Origin of the sequence: uncultured Microbacterium sp., assembly GCF_963521645.1 — a bacterium.
Taxonomy (GTDB): Bacteria; Actinomycetota; Actinomycetes; order Actinomycetales; family Microbacteriaceae; genus Microbacterium.
In genome coordinates this window covers 1-11,694 of sequence record NZ_CAUQVQ010000078.1, presented here as the reverse complement: position 1 = coordinate 11,694, position 11,694 = coordinate 1, and the positions used below count along the sequence as shown (strand labels likewise).

The 11,694-nt window shown below is 68.5% G+C and carries 12 protein-coding genes; 5 read left to right on the top strand and 7 right to left on the bottom strand.

What is annotated here, in order from left to right; translation table 11 throughout:
• Window positions 1-78: 78 nt before the first annotated feature.
• The 4 genes from RWO82_RS12980 to RWO82_RS12965 form a co-directional block, all read right to left on the bottom strand.
• Entirely contained in the window at window positions 79-285 is a 207-nt protein-coding gene (locus tag RWO82_RS12980; RefSeq protein WP_314427749.1) for a YbdD/YjiX family protein, read from the bottom strand.
• A complete protein-coding gene (locus tag RWO82_RS12975) occupies window positions 285-2,519 on the bottom strand; it encodes a carbon starvation CstA family protein (RefSeq protein ID WP_314427746.1) in 2,235 nt (744 codons plus the stop codon). Before RWO82_RS12975 ends, RWO82_RS12980 begins: the two co-directional genes overlap by 1 nt.
• Window positions 2,520-2,656: 137 nt before the next feature.
• Entirely contained in the window at window positions 2,657-3,931 is a 1,275-nt protein-coding gene (locus RWO82_RS12970; RefSeq protein WP_399540844.1) for a PhoH family protein, read from the bottom strand.
• A gap of 343 nt (window positions 3,932-4,274) precedes the next feature.
• On the bottom strand, window positions 4,275-5,054 hold the full coding sequence (locus RWO82_RS12965) for an isoprenyl transferase (RefSeq protein ID WP_314427754.1): 780 nt from the start codon (window positions 5,052-5,054) through the stop codon (window positions 4,275-4,277).
• Window positions 5,055-5,181: 127 nt separating this feature from the next.
• On the opposite strand from RWO82_RS12965, the gene RWO82_RS12960 reads away from it, so the two are divergent.
• Complete coding sequence (locus RWO82_RS12960; RefSeq protein WP_314427751.1) at window positions 5,182-5,880, top strand: hemolysin III family protein; 699 nt, start codon at window positions 5,182-5,184, stop codon at window positions 5,878-5,880.
• A gap of 24 nt (window positions 5,881-5,904) precedes the next feature.
• Here RWO82_RS12960 and RWO82_RS12955 read toward each other — a convergent pair whose 3' ends face one another.
• Window positions 5,905-6,189 (bottom strand): hypothetical protein, encoded by a 285-nt coding sequence (locus tag RWO82_RS12955; protein WP_314427739.1) that lies wholly within the window; start codon window positions 6,187-6,189, stop codon window positions 5,905-5,907.
• 69 nt (window positions 6,190-6,258) lie between these two features.
• Between RWO82_RS12955 and RWO82_RS12950 the strand changes: the two genes are divergently transcribed.
• Together RWO82_RS12950 and greA are read left to right on the top strand one after the other, a co-directional pair.
• Window positions 6,259-6,645 carry a DUF4307 domain-containing protein gene (locus RWO82_RS12950; protein ID WP_314427737.1) on the top strand — a complete coding sequence of 129 codons (387 nt, stop codon included), beginning with the start codon at window positions 6,259-6,261 and terminating at the stop codon, window positions 6,643-6,645.
• A gap of 96 nt (window positions 6,646-6,741) precedes the next feature.
• Window positions 6,742-7,230: a transcription elongation factor GreA gene (gene greA, locus RWO82_RS12945; protein ID WP_314427735.1), complete on the top strand. Its 489-nt coding sequence runs from the start codon at window positions 6,742-6,744 to the stop codon at window positions 7,228-7,230.
• 72 nt (window positions 7,231-7,302) lie between these two features.
• On the opposite strand, the gene ilvA is transcribed toward greA, so the two are convergent.
• Entirely contained in the window at window positions 7,303-8,532 is a 1,230-nt protein-coding gene (gene ilvA, locus RWO82_RS12940; protein WP_314427732.1) for a threonine ammonia-lyase, read from the bottom strand.
• Window positions 8,529-9,725: an AI-2E family transporter gene (locus RWO82_RS12935; RefSeq protein WP_314427730.1), complete on the bottom strand. Its 1,197-nt coding sequence runs from the start codon at window positions 9,723-9,725 to the stop codon at window positions 8,529-8,531. The genes ilvA and RWO82_RS12935 overlap by 4 nt, the downstream gene beginning before the upstream one ends.
• Window positions 9,726-9,800: 75 nt before the next feature.
• Here RWO82_RS12935 and RWO82_RS12930 point away from each other — a divergent pair, with 75 nt between their 5' ends.
• Both RWO82_RS12930 and RWO82_RS12925 read left to right on the top strand, forming a co-directional pair.
• Window positions 9,801-11,072, top strand: coding sequence for a DNA glycosylase AlkZ-like family protein (locus RWO82_RS12930; RefSeq protein ID WP_314427727.1), 1,272 nt, complete (start codon window positions 9,801-9,803; stop codon window positions 11,070-11,072).
• On the top strand, window positions 11,069-11,554 hold the full coding sequence (locus tag RWO82_RS12925) for a hypothetical protein (protein ID WP_314427723.1): 486 nt from the start codon (window positions 11,069-11,071) through the stop codon (window positions 11,552-11,554). The genes RWO82_RS12930 and RWO82_RS12925 overlap by 4 nt, the downstream gene beginning before the upstream one ends.
• Window positions 11,555-11,694 lie beyond the last annotated feature (140 nt).

The window sequence follows — 11,694 nt, the reverse complement described above, 5'->3', positions numbered from 1 at the left end:
GTGCGTCGGCCTCGGCGCATGGCGTGTCGGCCCCCGAAGTGAACGAGGAACAGGAGCAGGCCCGGGGCACGTGTGCGGTCAGCAGCAGCGGGCACCCGGGTCGGCATCCTGCCGGGCGTAGTGCGCTCTCCAGAACTCGCGTTCGCTGAGCGGTTCGCGGTCGGGATGCCGCTGGATCTCATGGGCCACATAGTCCGCATACCGCGACTGCCCCGTCACGCCGTTGACGTACCAGGCGATCGCCTGCCACGCCCGCCGGACGTGGTCGGTCACCACGGCGGCCATCAGTGCCCCCTCGTCGGCTGAACGGATGCGGGAAGGTCGTTCCATTCCTTCTCGACCGCGCGCTCTTCCGGCGAGGCGAGGAGCCCGGCCGGAGCGAAGCGGCGCGACGGAACCTCCGGGTCCTCGTGGTCGACGACCGGCCCCGGACGCAGCGCCTGGATCACCTTGACGACCGAGATCGTGATGACGATCACCGACAGCACGAGGAACGTCACCGACAGGATGCCTTGGATCATCGTGTTGCGCACGACCGCCTCCATCGCGGCGACACTCGTTGCGGTGCCGAACGATGTCTCCCCCGCGGCCAGCGCGTCGCGGAAGGCGACGTGATTCGCGAAATAGCCGACCTGCGGCACGCTCGAGAAGATCTTCTGGAGCGATGCCGTGACCGTCACGACCGTCACGAAGGCCAGGGGCAGCGCGACCACCCAGAGGACCCGGAAGGTTCGCCGACGGGCGACGATCGTGAGCACCACGGCGAGCGCGATCGCCGCCAGCAGCTGGTTGGCGATGCCGAACAGCGGGAACAGGGTGTTGATGCCGCCGAGCGGATCGGTGACGCCCATGATGAGCACCGCTCCCCACCCCGCGACCATCACCGCGGTGCAGATCCATGCACCCACCCGCCACGACGTGTCCTTGAAGCGAGGGATCACGTTGCCCACCGAGTCCTGCAGCATGAACCGCGCGACGCGGGTTCCTGCATCGACCGCCGTCAGGATGAAGAGTGCCTCGAACATGATCGCGAAGTGGTACCAGAACGCCATCATCCCGGTGCCGCCGATCCACTGCTGCATGATGTGGGCCAGGCCGAGGGCCAGAGTCGGAGCGCCGCCCGTGCGGGAGACGATCGATTCCTCCCCCACGGCCTCCGCTGTGCTCGTGAGCAGCTCGGGCGTCAGGTTGACGCCGGTCAGGCCGAGGCCGTTGACGAACGCCACCGCGCCCTCGACGGTGCCCAGCGTCGCCGCCGGAGAGGAGTTCATCGCGAAGTACAGCCCGCGGTCGATGGAGATCGCGGCGACGAGCGCCATGATCGCGACGAACGACTCCATGAGCATCCCGCCGTACCCGATGAAGCGGGTCTGCTTCTCCTTCTCGACCATCTTCGGGGTCGTGCCCGATGCGATGAGGGCATGGAATCCGCTCAGCGCCCCGCAGGCGATCGTGACGAACAGGAACGGGAACAGCGCTCCCGCCCACACGGGCCCCGTCTCCCCCGCGGCGAACTCGCTGAAGGCGGGAACCGTGATCTCGGGTCGCACGAACAGGATCGCGACGGCGAGCGCCACGATCACCCCGATCTTCATGAACGTCGAGAGGTAGTCGCGTGGCGCGAGCAGCATCCACACGGGCAGCACCGCCGCGATGAATCCGTAGACGATGATGCCCCACGCGATCGTCGTGCGGTCGAGAGTGAAGATCGCCTGACCCCAGTCGGTCTCGGCGACCATGCCGCCGCCGATGATCGCCGCCATGAGCAGCACGAAGCCGATGAGCGAGACCTCGGTGATCCTGCCAGGGCGGATCCACCGGAGGTAGGCGCCCATGAACAGCGCGATCGGGATCGTCATCGCCACGGAGAACACACCCCACGGGCTCTCGCCGAGGGCGTTCACGACCACGAGCGCGAGGATCGCGGTGATGATGATCATGATGAGGAGCGTCGCGATGATCGCGGCCGTGCCGCCGAACCGGCCCAGCTCGTCACGCGCCATCTGGCCGAGCGAGCGACCGCCGCGTCGCATCGAGAAGAACATCACGAGGTAGTCCTGCACGGCGCCCGCCAGCACGACTCCGACGATGATCCAGATCGTGCCGGGCAGGTACCCCATCTGCGCGGCCAGCACCGGGCCGACGAGGGGGCCGGCGCCCGCGATCGCGGCGAAGTGGTGTCCGAAGAGCACGCGGCGATCGGTGGCGACGTAGTCCTTGCCGTCTGCCTTGTATTCGGCGGGGGTCGCACGCCTGTCGTTCGGCTTGACCAGGTTTCGCTCGATGAACTTGGAGTAGAAGCGGTAGAACACGAGGTAGGTGCAGACCGCCGCGAACACGAACCAGATCGCGTTCACCGTCTCGCCCCTGACGATCGCGAGCATCGTCCACGCGACGCCTCCCAGCAGCGCGATCGCCACCCAGATCACGATCTTCAGCGGCGTCCACCGCGGTCTCTCCTCCACCGCCACGGGGGGCAACTGGTGGTCGTCTTCCACGGTCTTCGTCGCATCGCTCATCGCGCACCACTCCATCGTCTGCGGTTGATGCCCCGAGCCTAGACCGGCGCCGGCGTCGCGCGACGCGGATCGCAGGGGTGTGTCCCGGACGCGAGAGAGCGGATGCCGTGATCGCACGGCATCCGCTCTCGTTCGTCTCAGCTCAGCTCGCCCCCTTCGAGGAGCTCGGTGACGAGCGCCGCGATCGCCGAGCGTTCGGATCGCGTGAGCGTGACATGGGCGAACAGATCGTGCCCCTTGAGGGTCTCGATCACGCTCGCGATGCCGTCGTGGCGCCCGACGCGCAGGTTGTCGCGCTGGCCGACATCGTGGGTGAGCACGACCCGTGAGTTCTGGCCCATGCGGCTGAGCACCGTGAGGAGGACGTTGCGCTCGAGCGACTGCGCCTCGTCGACGATCACGAACGCGTCATGCAGCGAGCGACCGCGGATGTGGGTGAGCGGAAGCACCTCGAGGATGCCCCGTTCGACGACCTCCTCCATGACGTTGCCGGAGACGACCGAGCCCAGCGTGTCGAACACGGCCTGACCCCACGGCCCCATCTTCTCGCCCTGATCTCCGGGAAGGTAGCCGAGCTCCTGCCCGCCGACCGCGAACAGCGGACGGAAGACGATGATCTTCTTCTGCTGCTGGCGTTCGAGCACCGCCTCGAGTCCGGCGCACAGCGCGAGAGCAGACTTTCCCGTGCCCGCGCGGCCGCCGAGCGAGACGATCCCCACCTCGGGGTCGGTCAGCAGATCGATGGCGATGCGCTGCTCCGCCGAGCGACCGTGCATCCCGAAGATGTCCCGGTCTCCCCGCACGAGTCGGTACTCGCCCTCGCCGGTCACCCGCCCCAGCGCGGACCCGCGCTCCGAGTGGATGATGAGGCCCGTGTTGACCGGGATGCCCCGCGCGTCCTCGCTGATGCCCACCTCGCTCTCGTAGAGGTCGCTCATCTCGTCGCCGGACAGGTCGAGAGAGGCGATGCCGGTCCATCCCGAGTCCACGGCCTGCTCTGCGAGGTACTCCTCCGCTCGCAGACCCAGCGAGGCCGCCTTCACGCGCATCGGCAGGTCCTTCGAGACGATCGTGACGTCCTGCCCGTCCTGAGCGAGGTGCATCGCGACCGAGAGGATGCGCGTGTCGTTGTCGCTGAGCCGGATCCCCGCCGGCAGGACCGACGCGTCGGTGTTCGCGAGCTCGACACGGAGGGTGCCGCCCTCGCCGACCTCGACGGGGAAGTCCAGCCGCCCGTGCTCGACTCGCAGATCGTCGAGATGACGCAGCGCCTGCCGGGCGAAGTAGCCGATCTCGGGGTCGTGACGTTTGCCTTCGAGCTCGGTGATGACGACCACCGGGATGACCACGGAGTGCTCGGCGAAACGGAAGAACGCCTGCGGATCGCTCAAGAGGACCGACGTGTCGAGCACGTAGGTGCGGAGGGCCTGATCCTGTGCGGCGGATGCTGTGCGAACGGTGCTGCGGCTGGACTGCTGGGCGGTGCTGGACTGCTGCGTACGTGAGGTCACGACCCACTCCCGACCCGGGGGCTCCCGGTTATTCGAACGAGTCGACCAGGGGGTCACGAGTCGCGTACCTGAGGCCGACCCGACGGGCACCTTGCCCGATGACTAGAAGCTACGACCGATCACAGACGTTTCGTCGACCCGACACGCCCGCGTTTCGTTACGAACTCATGAACGGGTCGTGCGGCGACGAGCGGGTCGGCAGCTGCTCGACTCCCGTGGGAGAAGAGCAGGAAGACTTCGGCGCTCAGCGTCCGTAGCGACGGTCGCGGTCCGCGAAGTCGCGGATCGCGCGCAGGAAATCGACCTGACGCAGATCCGGGCCGAGAGCCTCCACGAAATAGAACTCGCTGTGGGCGCTCTGCCAGAGCAGGAAGTCGCTCAGGCGCTGCTCGCCGCTCGTGCGGATCACCAGGTCGGGGTCGGGCTGACCGCCCGTGTAGAGGTGCTCGCCGATCATCTCGGGCGTGAGATGAGCGGCCAGGTCCTCGATCGTGCCGCCCGACGCCTGATGGGCGGTGACGATGCTGCGCACCGCGTCCACGATCTCGTTGCGTCCGCCGTAGCCGACCGCGAGGTTCACGTGCAGCCCGGTGTGATCACGCGTGCGCTCCTGCGCGTCGTCGAGCACCCGCGCGAGCTCCGGAGGCAGGATGTCGGCGCGCCCCACGTGCTTCACCCGCCAGTTCGCCTCTCTCGAGAGCGCTTCGGCGAGCTCGGCGATGATCTCGATGAGGTCTGCGAGCTCTGCGGAGTCGCGCTTGCGCAGATTGTCGCTCGACAGCAGATACAGCGACACGACACGGATGCCGAGCTCGTCGCACCAGCCGAGGAACTCCTGCATCTTCGCGGCGCCCGCTCGATGGCCTTCTGCAGGAGTCGCGTACCCCAGCTGCCGCGCCCAGCGCCGGTTGCCGTCGATCATCATCGCGACGTGATGCGGAACCGACGAAGGGTCGAGATGACGGCGCAGCCTGTTCGTGTAGAGCCGGTACAGCGGCCCCCGCCCCTGGCCCTCGCGTGTCATCACCCGCCTACGCTACCGTGCCGAGCCTCGTTCGGCGGAGGCTGACGCTCAGCATATGTACGCCCGGCGGCATGACGCGCCGCCTAGAGTGGGGCAGGTGAGCGCACCCGAGTCCTCAGCACCTGATCTGCCTCAGCTCCCGCTTCTGGAGGAGGCCGCCCACGACGCGCAGGCGGAGATCCGGCCGACGTGGCGCGGATGGATCCACGCGGGCATCTTCCCCGTGGCGATCGTCACCGGAGTCCTGCTCATCGTCTTCGCCCAGAGCGGCGCCGCCAAATGGGCGGCCGCAGTGTTCATGGCGACGTCCCTGCTGCTGTTCGGCAACTCGGCGCTGTACCACCGGTTCGACTGGAGTCCGAAGGTGAAGGTCGTGCTGAAGCGCATCGACCACGCCAACATCCTGCTGCTGATCGCCGGCACCTACACGCCGCTCGCCGTGCTCGCTCTGCCTCCGGGCAAGGGCACGCTGCTGCTCGTGCTCGTCTGGAGCGGAGCGTTGCTGGGCATCCTGTTCCGCGTCTTCTGGATCAATGCGCCCCGCTGGTTGTACGTCGCGCTGTACCTGGTGCTCGGCTGGGCGGCCGTGATGTACATGGCCGACCTGCTCGCGGTGAATGCGGCGATGATGGTCCTCGTGATCGTCGGCGGCCTGCTGTACACGGGCGGAGCGATCGTCTACGCGCTCAAGAGGCCCAACCCGTGGCCCGGGCACTTCGGCTTCCACGAGATCTTCCACGTGTGCACCGTGCTGGCGTTCCTGTGCCACTGGACCGCGTGCCTGCTCATCGCGCTCGACCCGCTGTCGCCCTCGCTCGGAGCCTGACCCTGCGGGGTGTGCCTGCGGTCGTCAGCGCCGTTCGGGGTCGTCGTCGCCCTCGCGCACGACAGGCAGGTCAGCGTCCGTCTCCGTGGCCTCATCGGCCGCGCGTGCGGCCTCTTCGGCATCGAGCTCCTCACGGACCTCTTCGCGGTAGCGCACCCGCCGGATGCGGCGGTTCATGTCGAGGATCAGCAGGATCACCGCGATCAGCACGACGACGACGGCGGCGAACCCCACGAAGCCGGGGGTGACGAGCTCCGGAGCCACCGTCATCGAGGGCGTCGGCATCGGGGTCTCGGTCAGAGCGAGCATGGAATCTGCCTTTCACACACAGGTCGCATAACCTGTAGTCACCAGCCTAACGACCGGAAGACCCCCCTTGTGACGACCGCACAGCAGCTCGACGAACGCTACGGCCGTACCCGGCGGCGGCGATGGCCCTGGATCGTGATGATCCTGGCCGCCACGGCGGCCGTCGCGGCCCTCGGGTGGAGCGTGGTGTCGACCCAGATGAACTCGGTCGATTCCGATGACCTGGGCTTCGAGCTGATCGACGAGCACACAGTCGAGGTACGCTTCCAGGTGACCGGAGTGCAGGGCAAGGACGTCGGCTGCGTGGTGGAGGCGCTCGACGAGGAGTTCGGCGTGGTCGGGTGGAAAGTCGTCGAGATCCCCGCCGGGGACAGCCACTCGCAGACCTTCTCGGCGACCGTGCCGACCGTCGCCGAGGCGACGACAGGTTTGGTGAAGGCCTGCTGGGTCGCTTAGACTTTGACCAGACAGATGACGCCCTGGCACCGTGCCGGGGCGTCTTGGCATATCCCCCGCGGAAGGTCGGCGGGCGACTAACGAAGGAGCTTCGTCATGTCTACTGACGCTCAGGTTCCCTTCCTCACGCAGGAAGCCTACGACCGGCTCGTCGCCGAGCTGGAGCATCTCTCCACGACAGGGCGCGACGAGATCGCCAAGCGCATCGAGGCGGCCCGCGAAGAGGGCGACCTCAAGGAGAACGGCGGCTATCACGCCGCGAAGGACGAGCAGGGCAAGCAGGAGGCTCGGATCCGCACGCTCGAGAATCTGCTCAAGACGGCGAAGGTCGGCGAGGCACCGGCGAGCCGCGGGATCGTCGAGCCGGGCACTGTCGTGACGGCGCTCGTCGCGGGCGGCGAAGAGGTCTTCCTCCTCGGCAGCCGCGAGATCGCGGCGGGCAGCGACCTCGACGTGTACAGCGAGGCGAGCCCGCTCGGTCAGGCCATTCTCGGACTCAAGGTCGGCGACACGTCGTCGTACGAGGCGCCGAACGGTCGCTCGATCGCGGTCGAGATCGTGAACGTCGAGACGTACACCGGCTGAGCCTCCCTCCGTCGACAGAGGCCCCGTCCACCAGGACGGGGCCTCTTCGCATGAGACGACGCGGACGCCCGGTCAGTCGGGGACGATCATCGGCTCGAAACCCGCACGACGCAGTGTGTCGAGAGTGTGCTCGGAGTGCTCGGCGCCTCGCGTCTCGACGCTGAGCTCGAGGATCACCTCGGTGATCTGCAGGCCGTGCCCGTGGCGCGTGTGCATGGCCTCGATGACGTTCGCCCCTGCTTCGGCGATGAGTTCGGACACGCGGGCGAGCTGCCCCGGGCGGTCGGGCAGCGGAATCCGAATCGTCAGGTATCGCCCGGATGCCGCGAGACCGTGGGACACCACGCGCTGCAGCAGCAGCGGGTCGATGTTGCCTCCCGACAGCACAGCCATCGTGGTTCCGGTCGCCGAGACCTTGCCCGCGAGGATCGCCGCGACGCCCGCAGCGCCCGCAGGCTCGACGACGACCTTCGCCTGCTCGAGAAGGATGAGGATGGCGCGCGCAAGGTCGTCGTCGGACACCGTGACGACCTCGTCGACCAGGTCTTTGATGATGTCGAACGGGATCGCACCCGGCCGCGCGACGAGGATGCCGTCGGCGATCGTCGGCCTGGTCTCGATGTCGACGGGGTGCCCGGCATCGAGAGAGGGCGGCATGGCGGCCGCGTTCTCGGCCTGCACGCCGATGACCCGCACGGATCTGCCGAGCTGCGCGGCACGGGCCTTGACCGCCGCCGCCACGCCCGCGATGAGACCGCCTCCGCCGATGCCCAGGACGATGGTGTCGACCTCGGGAGCGTCCTCGAGCAACTCGAGTCCGAGGGTGCCCTGACCGACAACCACGTCACGGTGGTCGAAGGGGTGGATCAGCATCGCGCCGGTGCGCTCGGAGAACTCCGAGGCCAGACGGAGCGAGGTCGCCACCGTCTCGCCTTCGAGCACCACCTCCGCGCCGTAGCCGCGCGTGGCGAGCAGCTTGGGCACGGGGACGCCGATCGGCATGAAGATCGTGGCGGGGATGCCCAGCGCCTGAGCCGCGAGCGCGACGCCCTGAGCGTGGTTCCCCGCCGACGCGGCGACGACTCCTCGCGAGCGCTCCTCGTCGGTCAGCCGGGAGAGGCGGTAGGTCGCGCCGCGGATCTTGAACGACCCGGTGCGCTGCAGGTTCTCCATCTTCAGCAGGACCGGCGCGCCCAGGATGTCGGAGAGCGCGCGCGACGGGAGGGTCGGCGTGTGGGTGATCACCTCAGCAAGACTCTGAGCAGCGCTCTCGAACTCGGTCAGGCTGGGGACTGCGCTCATCGATTCCTCCGTCTAGGTTCGCGCGGGACTGTGCTCCAGATGAGGTCGGCATCCGGTCTGACGCCGGTGCGCCAGGAGCCGGTGCTGACGGTGACCGCGGCGACGTTGACGAACGCCGCGAGCGGCACCGCGAACAGCGCGCCCGGTATGCCGCCCACCATCGACCCGCCCGCGACGACGAGGACGACGGCGAGCGGATGCACCTTGACGGCCGAACCCATCAGGATCGGTTGCAGGATGTGCCCTTCGAGCTGCTGCACGCCGAGCACGACGGCGAGCATCGCGAGCGCGATCCAGGGGCCGTTGTACACGAGTGCGAGCAGCACGGCGATCGCGCCGGTCACGACGGCACCCACGATGGGGACGAACGAGCCGAGGAAGACGAGGACGGCGACCGGGATGGCCAGCGGCACTCCCAGCAGAGCCGCACCGACGCCGATGCCGACCGCGTCGATCGCGGCGACGAGCAGCTGCGTGCGGGCGTAGTTGACGATCGTGGCGAAGCCGTTGCTCGCGGCGGCGTCTGCAGCCGGGCGGGCGGCTCGCGGGAAGAGGCGCAGCGTCCACCGCCAGATGCCTCGCCCGTCGGCGAGGAGGCAGATCAGGATGAAGAGCGAGAGCACGGCTCCGGTCACCACATGCGCAGCGGTCGTGCCGACGGCGAGCGCACCGTTCAGAAGGGCCTGTGTCTGCTCGTTGACGATCTGCAGACCCTGATCGATGTAGTTCTGGATCTGCGTCTCGCTGAGATGCAGCGGACCGGTGAGCAGGAACTGACGGAACTGCTCGACCGCCTCCGAACTGCGCTGCTGCACGTCGGGCAGCTGTGCACGCACCTGCCAGATCACGAGCCACAGCAGCAGCGAGACGATCGCGAGCGTGCCGATGATCGAGATCGTCACCGCGAGCCAGCGCGGGAATCGATGACGCAGCATCCAGTGCATCGCGGGCCACAGCAGGGCCGTGATGAGGATGCCCACCATGAGCGGGATGACGAGGAGCTTGAGCTCGATCACGAGCCAGATGATCCCGGCGACCGCCGCGGCGATCAGCAGCAGACGCCATGCGTAGGCGGCGGTGATGCGCAGGCCCGCGGGCACCGCCGCATCCGTCTCGGAGGGCGTGGGCCGCTCGGGAGTCCGCACGCTCGGACGGAAGAGGTCCCTCAGCCGTCGACGCTGCTCTTCGCTCATCGCCCAAGTCTACGGCGCAGGCGTCGCGTGCCATGACGAGGCTCCGGTGTCCGTCCCCGGCGATACGCTGACCACGTGATCGACACCCTCAGCGCTGCTCAGGCGCGCAGACTCGCACTCGCCGCACAAGGTTTCACGCGGTCGAGACCGGCCTCGGTGTCGACACGGCACCTGCACCGCGTCATGGATCGTCTCGGGGTCCTGCAGATCGATTCGGTGAACGTGTTCGCGCGATCGCACTACCTCCCGATGTTCTCCCGGCTGGGTTCGTACGACCCGGCGCTGCTCGACAGGGTGTTCCACTCGCGCACGAGTCACTACGTCGAGTACCTGGCGCACGAGGCGACGTTCATCCCGGTGGAGGACTGGCCGCTCTGGCGTTTTCGGATGGACGATTTCCGGGCACGATGGTCCGGACCCGATTCGTGGATGAGCACCAACGCGCGCACGCTCGAATGGGTCCTGGACGAGCTGCGGGATCGGGGACCGCTCCGTCCTGCGGATCTCCGCGCCGACGCTCCGCGCGAACGCGGCTCGTGGTGGGACTGGGACGATGTCAAGCTCGCTCTCGAGCATCTGTGGCGCACCGGCGACGTGGCGATCAGCGGCCGCAAGGGATTCGAACGCAGCTACGCGCTCGCGGAACGCGTGATACCCCCGGAGATCCTCTCTCGCGACATCCCGCGGGCCGACGCCATCCGGGAGCTCACGCGACGCGCGGCCCGTTCCTCGGGTGTGGCGACGCAGTCGGATCTCGCCGACTACCACCGCATCCGCGATCGCGCCGCGATGTCGCGCTCGATCGCCGATCTCGTCGACGCCGGCGAGCTCATCCCCGCCACGGTGCGCGGGTGGGAACGCGGCGGCCGACCGCTCGCATCGTGGCGTCACCGGGATGCCGTACTGCCCCGCAGAATCGATGCGGCCGCGCTGCTGACGCCGTTCGATCCGGTCGTGTGGTTCCGCGACAGGGCGCTGCGGGCCTTCGAGCTGGACTATCGCATCGAGATCTACGTGCCCGCCGAGAAACGCAGATACGGCTACTACTCGCTGCCGGTGCTCGTCGGCGACCGCATCGTCGCCCGCGTCGACCTGAAGGCGGATCGCGCGACGTCGACCCTCCAGGTGCAGTCGGCCTGGTGGGAACCGCAGGCGAAGCCGGCCGACGACGCCGAGCGGGTCGCCGCGGAGCTCGCCCTCGCCGCCTCCTGGCAGGGCCTCTCCGAGATCTCGGTGTCGGGATGGGGCACCGCCGCGGACGACGTGCACGCCGCGCTCAGCGCCCGCTCCGACCCCTCCGTCGTGCCGGCCCGGCGTCACGTGCACACACGAGAGGGCTCGGTGTGAACCGTCGCGCCGCGTGGGCGGTGGCTGCCATCGTGGGTGCTCTCGTGATGGTGGGAGCGGTGGTCTGGATCTGGCAGACGTCGAGCATCCGTGCACCCGAGGGCTCCTCCCCCGCCGAGACCGCTCTCTCGACGCCCTCGCAGGATCCCCGGCAGGCCGCGCAGGTGCAGCTCGAGGAGCTGCTCGAGGACTGCACGGCCGATCCGGCGCTCGCGGGGACCATGCCCGAGGGGTGCGGCATCCGGATCCCCTGGGGCACGGAGTTCGCGGCCGTCGAGGAGGTGCGCTTCCGGATCGAACGGATGCCCGTGCTGACACTCACGGACGCGGGTTTCGTCGCCGACGGAGGCGTGCTCGTGGCGACGGTCACGGGGACGGGCCAGGACGGTGCGCCGAGGACCGAGACCTACCGCACCGAATCGTGGTCGTTGCGCGGGGATGCGACCGTCTCGGAAGACCGGATCGAGATCGAGATCTGGTGATCGAGCGGCGTCCGGCGCCGGACATGGAGAAGGGCCCCAGGGGGGATGAGCGGGGGGGGGAGTCGCGGCCGGGAGGGCAGCGGGGCGGGGGGGGGGGGTGGCCCCGCAAACCCCCCCGACCGCCGTCGGAACCCAACTGG